The sequence below is a fragment of the Pandoraea sp. E26 genome (genome assembly GCF_000681415.1).
GTDB classification, from domain to species: Bacteria; Pseudomonadota; Gammaproteobacteria; order Burkholderiales; family Burkholderiaceae; genus Pandoraea; species Pandoraea pnomenusa.
In genome coordinates, this window is record NZ_AYXJ01000019.1 from 146273 (window position 1) to 164697 (window position 18425).

The following is an 18425-nucleotide window of genomic DNA, read 5'->3' on the forward strand; positions in this document are numbered from 1 at the left end:
TTATACGTGATGCGTATGACCGATCCTCGCAATCCTTCGACACCGATCGCGGACTCCCCGGCAGCTCGCGCCAGCGGCGCCGACCGCGTGGAGCTCATGCAGACCTTCGTGCGCATCGTGGAAGCCGGCAGCCTGTCGGCCGCGGCGGCGCTGCTGGGCACCACGCAGCCGACCGTGAGCCGGCGGTTGCAAATGCTGGAACGCTCGCTGGGACTGCGCCTGCTCCAGCGCTCCACGCATCGCATGAAGCTCACCGAGGATGGCGAGCGCTGCTTTGCCCGTGCGAAGGAGCTGGTGATGAGCTGGGAGGCGTTCGAAGCCGATCTGCGCGGCACCGGCAACGATCCGGAGGGTACCTTGCGGGTTCTGGCGCCGCATGCGTTCGGCCAGGAGATGATGATCGGCCCGCTGGCCGACTTCCTCGAGCGCTACACCGGCATGAAGGTGCACTGGTTCCTGCAGGATCGTGAGCCGGACTTCATTGCCGAGGGCATCGATTGCGCGATTCACGTGGGCGAGCTGCGCGATCCGTCGAACGTCGCCATCCTGCTCACCGACGTGCCGCGCATCGTGGTGGCGTCGCCCGCACTGCTCGCCGGACGCGCGGCGCCGACGCATCCGGAGGCGCTCGCCTCGCTGCCCTGGCTCTCGCTCACCACCTTCTACCGCAACGAGATCACGCTCACGCACGAGCAGACGCACGAGACGGCCCGCCTCACATTCGATCCGCGCATGAGTACGGACAATCTCTATGCGTTGCGCAGTGCGACAATTCGTGGGTTGGGGGTGGGCGTCTGCTCGGCGTGGCTGATGGCCGAGGACGTGGCACAGGGGCGGCTGATCCAGTTGCTGCCACAGTGGCGCTCGTCGGCGCTGCCGATGTATCTGATCTACCCGTACGCGAAGATCTATCCCGCGCGCCTGCTTCGTTTCATCGAGGCGATGCGTGCGGCCATCCCCGCGGTCATCGACGCCGAGCAGCGCAAGATCCGCTGATCTTTCCGGCGCGGGCGGCGCGGCGTTTGGCGTCGCGCGCATCGTCGTCGGTTCGCCTGCGGCAGTCCGGCCGTTCGCGGCGTTCGCATCGTCCTCAGTTCAACCGCAACTGTCCGGCCCTGCCTTGCAGCAGCGCATCGTTGCGCTGGGCGGCATCGCGCAGGTAATCCCACAGCACCGTAATCCGCTTGAGTGTGCGCAATTCCTCGTGGCAGTAGATCCAGAAGCTGCGTGTGACAACGACGTCGTCGACCAGCAAGGGCACCAGCCGAGGGTCCTGCGCGGCCATGAAACACGGCAGAATCGCCAGCGCCTCGGACTGTAACGCCGCCTGGTACTGGGCAATCACGCTGGTGCTGCGCAGCACCACGTTGCACCCCGGCACGATGTCTTCCAGATAGCGTAGTTCGTTGCTGAACGTGAGTTCGTCGACATAGCTGATGAACCGGCGTCCGCTCAGGTCGGCAAACGTCCGCACGTCGCCATATTTCGCGAGGTAGTCGGGTGTGGCGTAGAGCTGCAACCGGTAGTCGCACAGCTTGCTGCACACGTAAGGACCGCGCTGCGGCCGTTCGATGGTGATGGCGAGATCCGCCTCCCGCTTCGACAGACTCACGAAACGCGGCACGGGCAGCACGTCGAAATCGATTGCGGGATATTCGCGCTGGAAGTGCGAAAGCACCGGCGTCACGAAATAGGTGCCGAACGCCTCCGTCGACCCGATGCGCACATGACCCGACAGCGTTTGCCCGAGCCCCGCCACTTGCTCGCAAGCCGACTGCACCGCCGTCTCCATCTGCTCGGCATGGACCAGCAGTTGCTGGCCTTCCGGCGTGAGCGCAAATCCCGCGTTACGCGACTTGTCGAACAGCAGCGTGCCGAGCGATTGCTCCAACGCCCGCACCCGACGCGACACCGTCGTGTGGTCCACCCCCAGACGCACCGCCGCGGCGCTCACGCGCTGCGTGCGGGCCACTTCCAGAAAGTACCGCAGGTCGTCCCAGTCGGGACGCGGCTCGACGCCGGACGCGCCAGCGAGTCGCGAGGGCTGGGCCTGCGGCGAGGCGGACGAATCCGACGAATCCGACGAAGTGGCTGAAGCGTGCGACGTTCGTCCCGCCGGGATGCGCGTCATGCTGGTGTCTCCTATGTGCATTTGTGCACAAAGTAGATGCAGATATTCGCTATGTAAAGCAAATTCGCACAAATACAATTTATGAGCGCCGCGCATAGACGCCGGCGACGAAAAGCATAAGACCTGAAGGAGACAAAAGCGATGAAGATCAAGCCGTGGCTGCTCGCGCTCGGACTCGGTGCGGGCTTGGGGTTGACGTCGGTTGCCGGTATGGCGCAGTTGCCGGATCGCCCGGTGAAGGTGGGCGTGCTCACGGACATGTCGGGCACATACTCGGCGATGGGCGGCGCGGGCTCGGTAGTGGCCGCGCAGATGGCCATCGACGACTGCCTGGCTGCCGAGTGCAAGGGCATGAAGATCGAACTGGTGTCGGCCGACAACCAGAACAAGGCCGACGTTGCCGCCAACAAGGCGCGCGAGTGGTTCGACCGCGACAACGTGGACGCGATCGCCGACCTGACGAACTCCGCGGCGGCGCTTGCCGTGCAGAAGCTCGCGATGGACAAGCAACGCGTGGTGTTGTTCTCCGGGCCGGCGACCACGCGTCTGACGAACGAGGACTGTTCGCCCACTGGCTTTCACTGGATGTTCGACACGTATTCGCAGTCGGCGGCGACCGCCCGGGCCGTGGTCGGCAACGGCGGCAAGTCGTGGTACTTCATTACCGTCGATTACGCGTTCGGACATTCGCTCGAAAAGGATGCCGCCGACATCGTGAAGACCCTCGGCGGCACGGTCGTCGGCCAGTCGCGGCACCCGCTCAATGCCTCGGACTACGCGTCGTTCCTGTTGCAGGCGCAAAGCTCGAAGGCCCAGGTCGTGGCGCTCGCCAACGGCGGCCAGGACACCGTGAACGCGCTCAAGCAGGCGCGTGAATTCGGCATCGTGCAACGCGGACAGAAGCTCGCGGCATTGCTGGTGTTCCTGTCCGATGTCCACGCCCTCGGGCTGAACACCGCGCAGGGGCTGTTGTTTACCGACGGCTTCTATTGGGACTTCGACGACGCCTCGCGTGCCTGGTCTGCCCGCTTCCAGAAGAAGTACAAGAACCTGAAGCCGACGATGGTGCAGGCCGGCGTGTATTCGAGCGTGCTGCATTACCTGCGCGCGGTCGCGGCGACACAAAGCGTCGATGCCAGGGTCGTTGCGCAAAAGATGCGCGAACTGCCGATTCGCGATCCGATCATGCACAACGCGTCGATCCGCCCGGACGGACGCGTGATTCACGACATGTATCTGTTCCGCGTGAAGACACCCGCCGAGTCCAGGGGGCCGTGGGATTACTACACTAAAGTGGCCACCGTTCCCGCGACGGAAGCCTTCCAGCCGCTGTCGAAATCGACCTGCTCGCTCGTGAAGACGAGCACGGCGGCGAAGTAACGATGACCGGTGCAATCGACCGGCATTCGACCGGCGTTACCCGTATTCCTTTGCCTTTGTCTTTGTCCTGAACTGGAGAGCGTGTCATGTCCCTTCCCACCATTCCGCTGCTCATCGACGGCAAGCGTGTCGAGTCGAAAACGTCGCAGTGGCGCGATGTCGTGAACCCCGCCACGCAGGAAGTCGTTGCGCGCGTGCCGTTTGCCACGCCCGATGAGCTCAACGCGGCCGTGGCCTCCGCCAAGGCGGCGTACAAGAGCTGGCGCAATACGTCGCAAGCCAACCGCATGCGCGTGATGCTGCGTTTCCAGCAGCTGCTGCGCGATCACACGGGCGAGCTTGCCGAACTGATCACCCGTGAGCACGGCAAGACGCTGCCCGATGCCGAAGGCGAGGTCGGGCGCGGCCTCGAAGTCGTGGAGCATGCGTGCTCGATTGCATCGCTGCAACTCGGCGAGTACGCCCAGAACGCGGCCGGTGGCGTCGACGTCTATACCCTCATCGAGCCGCTGGGCGTCTGCGCGGGCATTACCGCCTTCAACTTCCCGGTGATGCTGCCGTGCTTCATGTTCCCGCTGGCGGTGGCCACCGGCAACACGTTCGTGCTCAAACCCTCGGAGCAGGACCCGAGCGCATCGCTGCGTCTGGCCGAACTCGCGCTGGAAGCCGGCCTGCCGCCGGGCGTGCTCAACGTCGTGCACGGCGGTCCCGACACGGCGAACGGCATTTGCGATCACCCGGACATCAAGGCGGTGTCGTTCATCGGCTCGACGCATGTCGGCACGCACATCTACCGTCGTGCGTCGGAAGCGGGCAAGCGCTGCCAGGCCATGATGGGCGCGAAGAATCACTGCGTGATCCTGCCCGATGCCGACCGTGAACAGGCGATGAACCACCTGCTCGGCGCCGCGTTCGGCGCGGCGGGGCAACGTTGCATGGCGACCTCGGTGGCCGTGCTCGTGGGCGAGGCCCGCGAGTGGGTGCCCGAACTGGTCGAGCGCGCCCGCGCGCTCAAGGTCGGTCCCGGCACCGACCGCAAGGCGGACCTCGGGCCGGTGGTGTCGAAGCAGGCCCGCGCCCGCATCGAGAAGCTCATCGGCGCCGGTGTGGAAGAGGGCGCGAAACTGCTGCTCGACGGTCGCGGCCACGCGGTCAAGGAAGCCCCCGAGGGCAACTTCGTCGGCCCGACGATCTTCGACGGCGTGAGGGCGGACATGTCGATCTATCGGGAAGAGATTTTCGGGCCGGTGCTGTGCATGACCGGCGTGGACACGCTCGACGAGGCGATCGCGTTCGTCAACGCGAACCCGAACGGCAACGGCGTGGCCCTCTTCACGCAGGACGGCGGCGCGGCGCGTCAGTTCCAGAACGAGATCGACGTCGGCCAGGTCGGGATCAACCTGCCGATTCCGGTGCCGGTGGCGTGGTTCAGCTTCACCGGCTCGCGTGCCTCGAAGCTCGGCGATCTGGGCCCGAATGGCAAGCAGGCCATTCTCTTCTGGACGCAGACCAAGACGGTCACCGCCCGCTGGCAGGCGCGCGGCACCGGCCCTGCGGGCGTGAACACCACCATCACGCTGAAGTAAGGCGGCCTTTCGACATTTCGGAGACAGACGATGGCTACGGAAACGCAACAAGGGTCGCTGCGCGTCGCGTTCATCGGACTCGGCAACATGGGCGGGCCGATGGCGGCCAATCTGGTGACGGCCGGGCATGCGGTGCGCGGTTTCGATTTGTCCGCGGCCGCCATGGACCGACTGGCCGCCGCCGGCGGCCGGGCGGCCGCCTCGATCGCCGACGCCGTGCGCGACGCGCAGGTCGTCATCACGATGCTGCCGGCCGGGGAGCACGTGCTGGCTGCCTATGACGGCCAGCAGGGAGTGCTCGCCAATGCCGCGCCGGACGCAGTGCTGATCGATAGCAGCACGGTGCCGCCGGAGATCCCGCGGCAACTGGCCAGGCTCGCGCGGCCCGGTACGCTGCTGCTCGACGCGCCGGTCTCGGGCGGCACAGCCGGCGCGGCGGCCGGCACGCTCACGTTCATGGTCGGGGGCGACGCGGCGCTCGTCGAGCGCATGCGCCCGCTGCTGGGCAACATGGGGCGCGCGATCCACCATGGCGGGCCGCTCGGCGCAGGCCAGACGCTCAAGCTGTGCAACAACATGCTGCTGGGCATTCTGATGGCGGGCACGAGCGAGGCGTTGCGCCTTGGCATCGCTAACGGACTCGATCCGAAGGTACTCTCGGCGGTGATGCAACAGAGTTCGGGCCGCAACTGGACGCTGGAGGTGTACAACCCCTGCCCGGGGGTGATGGAGAACGCGGCGTCGTCGCGTGGCTACACGGGCGGATTCGCGACGGATCTCATGGCCAAGGACCTGCGTCTGGCCCATGGGGCCGCGCTGGCGAGCGACGTGGCCACGCCACTGGGGGATCTTGCACGGCGCATTTTCGAAGTGCATCGCGCCAATGGTCATGGCGGACTCGACTTCTCGAGCATCTTCCAGGATCCGGTGACGCTCGCGCAGGCGCTCGATGTGAAGTAGCCGCGGCGCCGCACGCGCTGGCCGGCGGGCAAGCCGGAGAATGAAAGACGCCCGTCGGTATTCGCCGGCGGGCGTGCTTTTTTGCTCGGGAAGCGCCTTGGCTGGCGTCAGCCGGCAATCATGCGCTGCAGTTGGTCGAGCTCCTGGTTCAGGGCGCGCTGCTCGTCCGCCGAGAGCCCGCCGCCGTGCTGCGCGGCCATGTCGCGCATTTCCTGCGCAATGGCGTCGAGGCGTCGGTGCAGCTCAAAGCCGCGCGGAGGCGGGTAGTAGCCCCGGTTCACGTGATTGTCGATACTGTGCGACTCCCCGCCGATGCGACGCTCGATTTGCTCCCGGCGCTGGACGGCGACGGCGTGCGGGTCCTGTTCCACGATGACGCGGGTGGCGGGCGCCGGGCGCGGCGGCTCGACCACGCAGCCCGTGAGGCTGGCGGCACCGGCCAGGCCGGCGAGCAGCGCGAGCACGGCCAGCGGACGGGCCTGAGTGGATGCGCCGGCAGGGCGCTTGCGGGAAGTGCGGCTTGGGACGTTCATGATCGTTATTGACCCTTGTCGATGCCTCGGCGGCAGAATATATGCCTGATGTCGGCGCGGCATCCACGACCTGTGCGTGACGCATGGGTGTGATGTGCGCGTAAGGGCATTCTCGCGAGGCCCGCGTGCGGCGAACAGAGATGTTGCAATCCGTTGCAACCATTTCAAACCCGCCAATATCGGCGTATCATCGCGCCGCAACGGTTCCCCCTCGGCCTGCCTTTCCGCGCTTGCGAGCGCCGCTTCCCGCCATGATCGTCCGACCCAATCTGCACTGGCTGCGCATGCTTTTCGTCGTGCGCGGCTCGATCTTGCCCAAGATCGCACCGCAGCTCATTTTCACCACGATCATCTCGATAGGCGTCACCGTGGCGCACGGGCGCGTCTTCGAATGGAAGATTCCGCTCACGTTCATTCCGTTCTCCCTGATCGGCATCACACTGGCGATCTTCCTGGGCTTTCGCAACACCACGAGCTACGCCCGCTATTGGGAAGCCCGCATGCTTTGGGGCAGTGTGCTCAACGAGACGCGCGCGCTGGCCCGACAGTCCATGACGCTCGTCTCGGATACGTCGGATTCTCCGCGCTTCGTCGGCTATCTCATTGCATTCGTGCATGGCATGCGCCATCAGTTGCGAGGCACGGACCCGAGCGCGGATTTCCAACGCCTGCTCGACGAGAAGGAAGTCGCGTGCCTCGCACGCAAGCAGTTCCGGCCGATCGCGTTGCTGCTCATGGCGGGCGAATGGCTGCGCGAGCGTCGTCGGCTGGGGCAGATCGAAGCCCCCCTTGCGCAGGTCATGGAGATGCACCTCGACCGCCTGGGCGAGGCCATCGGCGGCTGCGAACGGATCGCCACAACGCCCATCCCGTTCACCTACGGCGTGATCCTGCATCGCGTGACCTATCTCTACAGCCTGCTGCTGCCGTTCGGGCTGGTGGATTCGATCGGCCCGATGACGCCGGTGATCGTCGCCTTCATTTCGTACACCTTCTTCGCGCTCGAAGCCGTGAGCGCCGAAATCGAGGAGCCGTTCGGTCTGGAGCCCAACGACCTGGCGCTCGACGCCATGTCGGAGACCATCGAGCAGTCGCTTCGCGAAATCCTCCACCGTCAGCACACCGCGCGTCTGCCCGCCCGCGATCACCACATCATCACCTGATGCGTCTCGCAGGAATTTGATACTAAAGTTCTTGCTTTACTTTCTTGTATGACTATACTCAAGCACATGCTTGACCATGACAATGCCCTCGATCTGACTTTTCAGGCACTGGCCGATACGTCCCGCCGCGCGATGCTCGTGCGTCTGGCGCAAGGGCCGGCGTCGGTGAGCGCGCTCGCGCAGCCGTTGGCGATGTCGTTGCAGGCGGTCATGCAACACCTTGCCGTGCTCGAGAGCGCAGGGCTGGTGCGTACGGAAAAGGCCGGACGTGTTCGCACATGCCGGATCGAACCCCAGGCGCTGAGCCTTGCAGAGCGATGGATCCACCAGCGCCGTCACGAGTGGGAGGGTCATCTCGACCGATTGGGCGAGTATCTGGCCAGCCTGCCGCCCGAAGGAGAGGTTCATGAGGACAGCAAGTGAAGCAACGCCCACTGCGCAGCCGCGCCCGTTGAACGTCGGCCGCACGTATGCCGTCAAGCGCGAGGTTGTGTTCGGCGCGTGGACGAGTGTCGACGCCGTCAAACGCTGGTTCTGCCCGACCGGCTATACGGTGCCGGAGGCAACGGTCGACGCCCGCGTGGGCGGCCCTTTCGAACTGCGCATGCAGTCGCCCGAAGGCGAGTCGCACTGGATTCGCGGGCGCTTCGTCGAGATCGACGCGCCGGCGCGACTCGTGATCGACATGGAGGTGACCGACGCTGGCGGCATGGCGCTGTTCGGCGCGCGCACGACTGCCGCGTTCACCGACGTTGCCGAAGGCACGCGGCTTGATGTCGAGCAGCGCTACACGGTGCACGATGCGGCGTTCGCGTGGATGCCCGAGGGCGCCGGCGAGGGTTGGAAACAGACGCTCGACAAGCTGGGCCGCGAGGTGCTGCGCGATCTGGACGCGCCGGCGCGACGCAGCGTCGTGCACGCAACCTTTCGCCTGGAACGTCAATATCCGGCTTCGCCCGCGCGCGTATTCCGGGCGCTGTCCGATCGAGAGGCCAAGGACCGATGGTTCGGCGGCGGGGCGGGCTACACGATGCTCGAGCGCACGATGGACGTGCGCCCCGGCGGGCGCGAACGCGCCCGGGGGCGATGGGCGAGCGGGATGGTGTCGACCTTCGATGCCGTCTACTTCGATGTGGTGCCCGACACGCGCCTTGTCTACGCGTACGAAATGCACCTGGATACGCGCAAGATCTCCGTATCGGTCGCGACCATCGAATTGCGCGCGAAGGACGGGGGCACGCATCTCGTCATGACCGAGCAGGGCGCTTATCTGGACGGTTATGACGATGCGGGCTCTCGCGAACGCGGCACGCAGCATTTGCTCGATGCCCTCGGTGCATCGCTCGCCGACTGAGGATTCGCCCGCGGTTCGGGGCGGTCTGACGCCGCCAACCCTGGCCGGCTGTCGCTGCCTGTAGCCACGCGCGGCTACTCGCGGCTACTCGCCAACTTTCCGCCGCTCGAAAACACGCCACCGCCCCGTGAGACGGGTACGGTGGCGTCGTGCTTTTCGCGATCGCACCGAATTGGTGCGCGGATTCTCCGTAAAAGGCGCAATAGTTCCTCGACAAATTTCGCGTTTTTCATCGCAAGGCGGAGTTCTAGACTTCTTTCCATCGACGGCGCAATGCAAAAACAAAGTCGTCGCAACCAAGACAGGAGTTATGAAAATGAACCGCAAGAACATCGCTATCGCCCTTATCGCCGCCGTCGCTTCGCTGGGTGCCGCTGCCACCCAGGCCGCCGAGAACGGTAACAACTACCCCGAAATCGCCTCGCAAGGTAAGCCGCTCACACGTGCCGCCGTGCTGGCCGATCTGGCGCAAGCGCGCTCGCAGGGCCTGATCCCCCATGGCGACGCCGACTATCCGGTGTACGTGGCTTCGGGCCCGGCCAAGAGCCGTGCCGACGTGAAGAGCGAACTGGCGCAAGCCCGTGCCGAAGGCCTGATGGCGCAGAACGACGTCGACTATCCGATCGTCGCCACGCAGGGTGCGAGCGTATCGCGTGCCGATGTGAAGCAGGAACTGGCCCGCGCCCGCGCCGCCGGCGAACTGAACGTCAGCCAGGGCAGCTAAGCATTCGCCCCGCGACGTTGCCAACGTCGAAAGCCGTCCTCCGGGACGGCTTTTTGCTTTTTTGGCGCCGGATGAGGGATGCGGCGTCCGAAGTCGATCAGCCCTTGAGCAGACGCAGTGCGAAACGGGCCAGTCGCGGCACGAAGGTCGGGCGCAACAAGCGACTGTCGTAGCCGTCCATGCGCCGGGCGTCCTCTTCCAGGCACAGGGCGATGAGTTCGCGCGGTTTGAGCGACTCGCCGATGTCGGCGGTGCCGGTGGCGAGAAAGTTGGCATCGCGGGCCACACCATCGGTGTCGATGCCCTTGGCGATGGCCACCCGGTCCCAGATCAGCGCGACCCAGACCGCCGCCACGCGCGCATGGAACCACGGACGCTTCCAGAAGGGCAGATTCCGGCGATGCCACGCGAACCAGTTCACGAAGAAGAGGATGTGCCGCGCTTCCTCCTGCACGACGGGTTCGAACGTTTCGACCAGCGCTTCGGGAAAATAACCGGACCGTTGGGCCGAGCGAAACAGCCCGAACGCCATGAAGCTGTCGATGCACTCGCTGAACCCGGTCTTCAACCAGGCCCATTCGGCGTCCCGGGGTGCCGGATAGGCCGGCTCGGGCGCAAGCTCGATGCCGTACACCTGCACCAGCCGTGAGAGCACGACCTTGTGACGCGCTTCCTCCTCGCCGTCCATGACGAGGGCTGCGCGCAGCAGCGGGTCTCGGACCGTCGACGCGTACGTGGCCACGCGGATCGACGCGCGGCCCTCGGTCTGCACGGCGATATCCCAGATAGGCAGCGAAGTGAGACGAGCCAGCGCGTCGGGCGCGAGCGTCGGCCAGTCGATGACGGCAGGCTTGTACGGGTTGTGGGACTCCAGCAGCATGCGGCAGAACATGCGCTTGTGGGAGTCCGAACCGATTTCCACGGGACCGTCGACGTCGTATTGCCAGTGGCGCATGACGTGATCGGCCTGCGCGACGGCAACCGCTTGCGTGTCGGAGATCTCGTCGGGATATCGCATGAAGGATGAGTCTTGTCGGCGTCGTCAAAAATCATAACATCATGCCTGTCCCGCGCGCCGTGCAGACCGGCCTGCCGCCAGCGCCCGACGTGCGTCCCGCCGGCTCAGAACAGATACATCCCGCCGATGAAGATCACGCCGGAGAACAGCAGCGCCGTCACACAGTAGCCCATGATGTCGCGCACCCCGAGTCCGGCGATGGCGAGCGCGGGCAAGGCCCAGAACGGCTGCGCCATGTTGGTCCACGCCTCGCCATAGGCGATTGCCATGGCCGCCTTGCCCATGTCCGCGCCGAGCGCCTGCGCCGCGGGCATCACGAACGGTCCCTGCACCACCCAGTGACCGCCTCCGGAGGGGACTGCGAAGTTGATCACGGCCGAACTCAGGAAGGCGAGCAGCGGGAAGGTATGCACGTTGGCGATTTCGATGAACCAGTTCGTGATGACACCCGCCAGTCCCGAATGATCCATGGTGGCCTGAATGCCCGCATAGAAGGGGAACTGAATCATGATGCCGCTCGCCCCGCGCGCGGCGTTCGCCACTGCGCGCGCGTAGGCCATCGGGGTTCGGTGCAGCAGGATGCCGATGCCGAGGAACGCAATGTTGACGGTGTCGATGTCGAGTGTGAAGCCCTTCGTGACGGTCCGCAGTACGAGATATGCCGCGATGAGCAGGAACACGAGCAACGACAGCAGGCGGCTCTCCTCCAGCTTCTCCGCGAGGGTGGCGTCGGGGCCGAGTACGCGTTCATGCGTCGGCTCGTCGACCAGCAGCTTCGGATCGACCGACACCACTTCGTTGGGGCGGGGCATCATGGCGCGCGCGAGCAGCGGCAGCATGACGATCAGGCCGATGGTGATGAACGCGTTATACCCGGTGAACAGCGTCTGCGACACCGGGATGAGGCCGACGACCTTCTCCATCGGATTGCCGTGCGTGGCCGCCACGAGCGGCACCGAACCGGACAGGCCGCCGTGCCACGTCAAAAAGCCCATGTAGGCGCACGCCACGAGCAGGCGGTAGTCGGTACCCTTGACGCGTCGCGCGACTTCGCGCGCGAACATCGCGCCGAGCACCAGGCCGAAGCCCCAGTTGATCGCGCAGGCCACGCCGGCGAGCAGCGCGACCATCATCGTCGCCTGTGCCGGCGTGCGCGCCGACCCGGCAAGGGCCGACATCGCACGCTTCATCGGCGCTGAGCTGGCCAGTGCGTGGCCGGTCACCAGGATCATCGCCATCTGCATCGAGAACGCGAGCAGGTTCCAGAAGCCGGCGCCCCACAACTGCACGAGATCGCCCGGCGTCTTGGGCGTGAAGCCCAGCGCCAGCGCGAATGTGATGACGGTGAGGAAGATTGCGAAGATGAGCGGATCGGGCAAAAAGCGATGCACGACCTGCGTGAAGAAACGGGAAATACTCTTGACCACGACTGCCTCGTCCTTATTGTTAACATGTTAATCGGCGCATTGTCGCATGCACTTGGCGCGGAGGCATGACGTAGAACTGCTTAATAGACATTGACGGCGGGACATTGACGGCGGGACATCGACGGCAAGACATTGACGGCAGGACATCGACGGCAAATGACTGGCGAAAGGTCCCTGAATCGCCGGCGCGACGCGTGCGCAGGCAGTCACCACCATGCGGTGCGCGCCACGAAGGACTACGAAGCGGCGCAAGAGGCGGGCGGCACGCGAAGCGGGGCGAGACGGTGCGAAGCGGTGATAAAGACGCACGAAACGGTGCGAAACGGCGCGAATCGTTGCGTTGAGAGCGCTTCAGCGAAGCGTGCGATGCGAGACGAAATATTTGGTAATTGTTGCGGGGCGTGCAACGCAGGTCGTCGGCCGGCGACGTTTATCCGACGCGGGTGGGTGCATAGACTGTGGAGTCCGCTGTCGCAGTTTCACAGCTTTCTTGCAATGGAAACCACATGACACCGACCCTCGAGCAACTCTTTCCCCAGCATCGTCCCGAAGGTGACGCCGTGGCCACGGCGCTCGACAGTCACGCTGTCGTTCAGGCGCTCTCGCTGGCTGTCGCGCATCATCCGGTGGCGTTGCTGCGCATGATGTATCCGGCCACCGATGCGACCACGCACCGCAGCCGGGACGAACTCACGGAAGTGCTGCACCGCCACGGCCTGCACCAGGTCGCGGGACTGATCGAGGAGGAGGCGCCGTATCTGCTGTTCAGTTCGGCCGAGCACGCGCATCTCACGCTCGTCGAGATTCGTCGCTATTCGGCGGCGATTGCCGTGCACCTCTACTATCGCGGGCTGGCGGGCGCGGCGGCGGAAGCGCGATTGCGCGCCGACGCCACGGCACCGGCCGACGGCCATTTCCGCCCGTTCGACGGCTTCGCGCGTGCCATGTGATCGCGAACCGCGGGAGGGCGTCGCGAGCGATGCCTGGCGTAGCACTCCCGCGAGCCTTGGCCGCCCGGTGTTCAGGCGCGCGAGTCGTCCGATGCGCGTGCGCCCGCGCTCGCGGACGGTGCTGGGTTCGGTGACGTGGGCGGTGTCGGCGTCATGTCGTCCGGCGAGCGCTCGCCGTCCCACCCGAACGTGACGTGCCGCTGCGCGCGACGCTGCTCGCGCTCGCGCGCCATTTGCTCCTCGAACTGACGTCGGCCTTCCTTCGCGGCGGCGATCATCTTGTTGCGGTCCTGGTAGGCCGGGTACATCTCGTCGGTCAGTTGCAGGTTCGCGCGGCGAAACGCCAGGGTCGCCTCGCGCGCCTCTGCCGGCGGCCACCCCAGTTCCTCGAGCACCGAACGCGCGCTGCGCAACGAAGACTCGAAGACCTCGCGTTCGATGTGCTTCACGCCGCGATCGCGAAGCTGGAACAGATGGCCGACATTACGGGCGCGCGCGACGACCGGCACGTCCGGAAAGTTCTCGCGCATCAGATCGACGATTTCCAGCGACTGGTCGATATCGTCTACCGCCACGACCACCGCGCGCGCATGCGCCACGCCGGCGATGCGCAGCAGGTCGAGTCGCGTGGCGTCGCCGTAGAACACGCGAAAGCCGATCTGGCGCAGGCTCTCGATGGTGTCCGGATCGTGATCGAGCACGGTGACCGACACGCCCTGCGGTACCAGCGCACGCCCCACGATCTGTCCGTAGCGTCCGAAACCGCAGATCACCACATTGGCGGACTGCGGCTCCTCGATTTCCTTCATGCGTGGCGATCCCTTGACGCTGTAGCGCGGCAGCAGCCACTTGTCGATGGCGACGAGCAGCAGCGGCGAGATCAGCATCGAAAGCGCGACCGCCCCGATCAGGAACGACGAGACCGCCGGGGGCAGCACTTGCGGGCCGGCGGACTGAAACACCACGAACGCGAATTCGCCGCCCTGGGCGAGCAGGAGCGTAAAGATCGGACGCTCCTGGTAGGGCAGTTGCATCATGCGCGATACGCCATAGATGGCCAGGCCCTTGAGCGCCATGAATCCGATGACCACGGCGATCATGCGCAACGGCTGGGCGAGGAGCACGCCGAAATCGATGCTCATGCCCACGGCGATGAAGAACAGGCCGAGCAGCAGTCCCTTGAACGGCTCGATGTCGGTTTCCAGCTCGCGCCGATACTCGCTTTCCGCGAGCAGCACGCCGGCGAGGAACGCGCCAAGCGCCATCGACAGACCGACGAGTTGCATCAGCGTGGCGATCGCGACGACCAGCAGCAGCGACGTGGCCGTGAAGATCTCGGGGGTGCGGCTGTTGGCGATCCACCGCAGGAGCGGCCGCAGCAGCAGGCGGCCGCCCAGAACGATGGCGGCGATCACGCCGACGATCTTCAGGCCTTCGAGTGCACGTTGCGCACCGGTCAGCGCATGACTGTCGACTTCGTTCGCGAGCAGCGGCAACAGCGCCAGAATCGGAATGGCGGCCACGTCCTGAAACAGCAGAATGGAGAAGCCCGCCTGTCCGCTTTGCGTGGCGAGCAGGTTACGCTCGGCCATCACCTGCAGCGCGATGGCCGTCGAGGACAGCGCGAGCCCCAGCGCGGCCACGAGCGCGATGCGCCAGGGCGCACCGAGCGCCACGCCGGCCGCGAACAGCACGACGGCACATCCGGCGACCTGTGCCGACCCCCATCCGAAGATCGGCCGCCGCAAATTCCACAAACGACGCGGTTCCAGTTCCAGGCCCACGAGAAACAACATGAGCACGACACCGAATTCGGCGAAGTGCAGCACGTCCTCCACGCGCGACACGAGGCCGAGTCCCCACGGTCCGATGGCGATGCCCGCGGCGAGATAGCCGATGATGGCACCAAGGCCGAGCGCACGGGACAGCGGCACGACGATCACCGCCGCCGCAAGGTAGATCAGGCTGGCGAGCAGCCAGGCCGGGACGTGTTCCATCAGGCGGCCCTCCCGGTGTCGGAGTCCGCCGCGTGGTGAAGCGACGCCGCCTGCGCGTCGAGGTCGGCACAGGCGGTGTCGTTCGCGTCGTCGGCGGCGCGCGGCCGGTCCGACGCGGGAATGTCGCAGCACTCGGGTGCGTCGGCCATCGATATCAGCTCCGGCCACTGCGGATAGGTGGCCAGACGTCCGGCGAAGTCGCTCACGTGGGCGTCGAGCATGGCATCGTCGCTGCGCCGCGCGCCGTGGAACACGTGCGGCGGCAGGAAGCGCATGCCGCACAGTCGCGCAGTCTGCTCGTAGGCGGGCAGGAATGCCGAGAAGTCATGCTGGTTGTAGCCCTCGGGGCGATAGCTTTCCCGAGGTCCGCCGGTGCTGGCCACCAGCCAGAGATCCTTGTTGGCGAGCGCGTGGCCGTCGTGACCATAGGCCCAGCCCCAGGAGAGCACTTCGTCGAGCCAGAGCTTCTGCAACGGCGGCATGCTGTACCAGTAGATCGGATGCACGAGCACGATCAGGTCGGCGCGCGCCACGCGTTGCTGTTCGGTGGCCACGTCGATGCTGAAATCGGGATATGTCGAGTAGAGATCGTTGACGTCGACGCCGGCGATGCTGCGTGCAGCATCCAGCAGACGACGATTTACACGTGAGTCGCGCCAGCGCGGGTGTGCCACGATGACGTAGGCGCCGCGTCCGGACGGGGCGGCACCGGTGTTCCGGGCGCTCTCGGAAATGGCGGCGAGGCGGGAGGATGCGGGGGCTGTCATGCCGGGGAGCATACCGCATTCACTTGACGCGGGACATCGCGGCGTTGCAGCTTCGGGGCGACGGCCACCCCAGTCATGACAATCATTAAAGACTGCGGTGGCAAAAGCCGTAAAGACTGATTAAGCTCTGGCTGCTATCGAGCGCGCGGGACCGCAACCCGAGTCGCCATGGGACGGCCGAAGGCCGGCGAGCGCTCGAGCGCGGACCGATAACTATAATTTTTCGTGCCGGCGCGGCCTGGCCGTTGCCGCGCACGCTGACCCGACATGTCGCCGCAAGCCTTTCGTACTACCGTCAATCTGATCTATCACGGCCGCAATGTGGCGTTGGTGCTGCTGCTCGTCGCGTTGCTCTACAACCAGACGTTCTGGGTGTTCGCGAGCGCGGCGGCGGCGGCGTTGTGCACCGGTGCCCTGCATGAGGCGGGGCGCATGCCCGAAGATGAGGATCTGCCGCCGCGTCCGCTCGTGATCCAGGTGCTGCGCATTTCGGTGCCGCTGCTGCTCACGATGTTCGCGCTCGGCTACGGCGCCGTGTGGCTCAACCGGCATCTCGGCTGAGCCATTTTCCTCGGGCATGGGCGCTGACGGAAGTCAGGTCCGCGCGCCGCTTTCCTGCTGGCTCGTGTGGAGCACGGCGTTACGACGGGCGTAGGTGAAATAGATCACCATGCCGATCACGAGCCACACGCCGAAAGCGATCCACGTGGTGGCCTGCAGATGCGCCATGAGGAACAGGCACAGGCCCGCCGAAATGAGCGGCACGACGGGCGCGCCGGGCACGCGAAATGCGCGCGGCAAGTCCGGGCGTGTGCGGCGCAATACCAGCACGGCGACCGACACCAGCGTGAAAGCCGACAAGGTGCCGATATTGATCAGCTCGGCAAGCACGCCCAGCGGCACGAAGCCGGCAATGACGGCAAAAATCACGCCAATGATCCAAGTGCCGGCGAACGGGGTCTTGTGCGTCGGATGGATACTCGAGAGCATCGGCGGCAGCAGGCCGTCGCGCGACATGGCGTAGGTGATGCGCGTCTGGCCGTAAGTCATCACGAGAATCACGGTCGTCATGCCGAGAATCGCGCCCAGGTCGACGAAGCCGGCGACCCAGTTCTGTCCGGCGTATTGCAGCGCCAGAGAAACCGGATGATCGACGCCCGCGAAATGCGCGAACGGCACGATGCCGGTCATGATGGCGGCAACCGCCACGTACAGCACCGTGCAGACGATAAGCGAGCCGATGATGCCGACGGGCAGGTCGCGAGCGGGATTGCGAACCTCCTCGGCAGCCGACGTGACGGCGTCGAAGCCGATGAAGGCGAAGAACACGAGCGCGGCGGCGTTGAACATGCCGCTGGTGCCGAACGGCATGAACGGCGTCCAGTTGGCGGGCTTCACGTGCCACACGCCCACGGCGATGAACAGCAGCACGACGCCGATCTTGATCGCCACCATCAGGTTGTTGATGCGTGCGGATTCGCGCACGCCATACGACAACACCCACGTGATGAGCAGCATGATGACGACGGCCGGCAGGTTGATGAAGGTCGTCACGCCCGGCACGCTGCCCGGCGCCGCCGTAATGGCGGCGGGCAGATGCAGGCCGAACCCGGCGGCCAGCGACTGGAAGTAGCCCGACCAGCCGACTGAAACGGCCGACGACGCCAGTCCGTACTCGAGCATCAGATCCCAACCGATGATCCACGCCACGATTTCGCCGAGCGTGGCGTAGCTGTACGTGTAAATCGATCCGGAGACGGGGATCGTCGACGCGAACTCGGCGTAGCACAGGGCGGCGAAGCCACACGCCATGGCCGCGATGATGAACGAGAGGGTGAGGGCGGGGCCGGCCGTGAGGGCACCGGTGCCCGTCAGAACGAAAATGCCGGTGCCGATGATGGCGCCGATGCCCATCAGGACCAGATCGACGGGGCCCAGCACTTTCTTGAGACTGCCGGTGCGGCCGGCGACCAGCATGTTCTCGATGTTTTTGGTTCGAAAAAGACTCATGACCTGCTGAAGGTTCCTGCAACGTATGCCCTGGCGCTCGCGCGGCGCGCGCCATCGGGAATTCCACGGGAGACATGTCCCGCGACCTGGCTGCAAGGGCACCCGGGCTTGTGGCCGTTCGTTCCCATGCCTGGCGGATCGCCGCAGGGCTTCACGAACCACGTCGTTGCGTACGCGCCGCCGTGCATGCGCACAGCCTCCGGCCGTGGTCGACGTGCGCGGGGACGCGGCCGGCGACGGCATGGCGTTGGGCAATGGACGGCCGCGACGTGCGGCAAGCACGCCGGGGCGGGACGAACACGATGGAGACTGACGGAGGATCCTGCCGGACTGCCGTGGCCGTTGCGACGGTCGCCATGGCAGACCGGAGAACGGTCGGCTGAAGGCCCTGTCCGATGCCGAAGCCGGAATCGGGAGCAGGCGCC

General features: G+C 65.7%; 17 protein-coding genes. 10 read left to right on the plus strand and 7 right to left on the minus strand.

Going from position 1 to position 18425, the window contains the following annotated elements:
* Nucleotides 1–15 precede the first annotated feature (15 nt).
* Nucleotides 16–996, plus strand: a complete 981-nt coding sequence (locus tag W930_RS0114315) for a LysR family transcriptional regulator (RefSeq protein WP_023594329.1) — start codon at nucleotides 16–18, stop codon at nucleotides 994–996.
* A 94-nt stretch (nucleotides 997–1090) separates the two neighbouring features.
* Here W930_RS0114315 and W930_RS0114320 read toward each other — a convergent pair whose 3' ends face one another.
* A complete protein-coding gene (locus tag W930_RS0114320; RefSeq protein ID WP_023872251.1) occupies nucleotides 1091–2131 on the minus strand; it encodes a LysR family transcriptional regulator in 1041 nt (346 codons plus the stop codon).
* Nucleotides 2132–2272: 141 nt separating this feature from the next.
* Here W930_RS0114320 and W930_RS0114325 point away from each other — a divergent pair, with 141 nt between their 5' ends.
* The 3 genes from W930_RS0114325 (at nucleotide 2273) to mmsB (ending at nucleotide 6057) form a co-directional block, all read left to right on the plus strand.
* On the plus strand, nucleotides 2273–3511 hold the full coding sequence (locus tag W930_RS0114325; RefSeq protein WP_023872250.1) for an ABC transporter substrate-binding protein: 1239 nt from the start codon (nucleotides 2273–2275) through the stop codon (nucleotides 3509–3511).
* 86 nt (nucleotides 3512–3597) lie between these two features.
* The gene (locus W930_RS0114330) at nucleotides 3598–5097 is read left to right on the plus strand and encodes a CoA-acylating methylmalonate-semialdehyde dehydrogenase (RefSeq protein WP_023594332.1); all 1500 of its coding nucleotides are present in this window, start codon (nucleotides 3598–3600) and stop codon (nucleotides 5095–5097) included.
* 30 nt (nucleotides 5098–5127) lie between these two features.
* Nucleotides 5128–6057 carry a 3-hydroxyisobutyrate dehydrogenase gene (mmsB, locus tag W930_RS0114335; RefSeq protein ID WP_023594333.1) on the plus strand — a complete coding sequence of 310 codons (930 nt, stop codon included), beginning with the start codon at nucleotides 5128–5130 and terminating at the stop codon, nucleotides 6055–6057.
* Between the two features lie 107 nt (nucleotides 6058–6164).
* Here the strand turns inward: mmsB and W930_RS0114340 are convergent, their stop codons facing one another.
* Nucleotides 6165–6590, minus strand: a complete 426-nt coding sequence (locus tag W930_RS0114340; protein ID WP_223272024.1) for a hypothetical protein — start codon at nucleotides 6588–6590, stop codon at nucleotides 6165–6167.
* Nucleotides 6591–6841: 251 nt separating this feature from the next.
* Between W930_RS0114340 and W930_RS0114345 the strand changes: the two genes are divergently transcribed.
* From W930_RS0114345 to W930_RS27450, 4 genes are all read left to right on the plus strand, one after another.
* Nucleotides 6842–7753: a bestrophin family protein gene (locus tag W930_RS0114345; RefSeq protein WP_023872247.1), complete on the plus strand. Its 912-nt coding sequence runs from the start codon at nucleotides 6842–6844 to the stop codon at nucleotides 7751–7753.
* A gap of 66 nt (nucleotides 7754–7819) precedes the next feature.
* A complete protein-coding gene (locus W930_RS0114350; RefSeq protein WP_023594336.1) occupies nucleotides 7820–8176 on the plus strand; it encodes a helix-turn-helix transcriptional regulator in 357 nt (118 codons plus the stop codon).
* A complete protein-coding gene (locus W930_RS0114355; protein ID WP_023872246.1) occupies nucleotides 8160–9107 on the plus strand; it encodes an SRPBCC family protein in 948 nt (315 codons plus the stop codon). The genes W930_RS0114350 and W930_RS0114355 overlap by 17 nt, the downstream gene beginning before the upstream one ends.
* A gap of 316 nt (nucleotides 9108–9423) precedes the next feature.
* Complete coding sequence (locus W930_RS27450) at nucleotides 9424–9831, plus strand: DUF4148 domain-containing protein (protein ID WP_023872245.1); 408 nt, start codon at nucleotides 9424–9426, stop codon at nucleotides 9829–9831.
* 97 nt (nucleotides 9832–9928) lie between these two features.
* Here W930_RS27450 and W930_RS0114365 read toward each other — a convergent pair whose 3' ends face one another.
* On the minus strand, nucleotides 9929–10786 hold the full coding sequence (locus tag W930_RS0114365; protein WP_115344574.1) for a ferritin-like domain-containing protein: 858 nt from the start codon (nucleotides 10784–10786) through the stop codon (nucleotides 9929–9931).
* 167 nt (nucleotides 10787–10953) lie between these two features.
* Nucleotides 10954–12276, minus strand: coding sequence for a TIGR00366 family protein (locus tag W930_RS0114370; RefSeq protein WP_023594340.1), 1323 nt, complete (start codon nucleotides 12274–12276; stop codon nucleotides 10954–10956).
* Between the two features lie 506 nt (nucleotides 12277–12782).
* On the opposite strand from W930_RS0114370, the gene W930_RS27455 reads away from it, so the two are divergent.
* Nucleotides 12783–13226 (plus strand): hypothetical protein, encoded by a 444-nt coding sequence (locus tag W930_RS27455; RefSeq protein WP_023594341.1) that lies wholly within the window; start codon nucleotides 12783–12785, stop codon nucleotides 13224–13226.
* Nucleotides 13227–13297: 71 nt separating this feature from the next.
* Here the strand turns inward: W930_RS27455 and kefC are convergent, their stop codons facing one another.
* Complete coding sequence (gene kefC, locus W930_RS27460; protein ID WP_023872243.1) at nucleotides 13298–15223, minus strand: glutathione-regulated potassium-efflux system protein KefC; 1926 nt, start codon at nucleotides 15221–15223, stop codon at nucleotides 13298–13300.
* Entirely contained in the window at nucleotides 15223–15990 is a 768-nt protein-coding gene (locus W930_RS27465) for an NAD(P)H-dependent oxidoreductase (protein WP_224785347.1), read from the minus strand. Before W930_RS27465 ends, kefC begins: the two co-directional genes overlap by 1 nt.
* Nucleotides 15991–16257: 267 nt before the next feature.
* Between W930_RS27465 and W930_RS0114390 the strand changes: the two genes are divergently transcribed.
* A complete protein-coding gene (locus W930_RS0114390; protein ID WP_023594344.1) occupies nucleotides 16258–16551 on the plus strand; it encodes a hypothetical protein in 294 nt (97 codons plus the stop codon).
* A 33-nt stretch (nucleotides 16552–16584) separates the two neighbouring features.
* On the opposite strand, the gene W930_RS0114395 is transcribed toward W930_RS0114390, so the two are convergent.
* Nucleotides 16585–18000: an amino acid permease gene (locus W930_RS0114395; protein WP_023594345.1), complete on the minus strand. Its 1416-nt coding sequence runs from the start codon at nucleotides 17998–18000 to the stop codon at nucleotides 16585–16587.
* Between the last annotated feature and the right edge of the window lie 425 nt (nucleotides 18001–18425).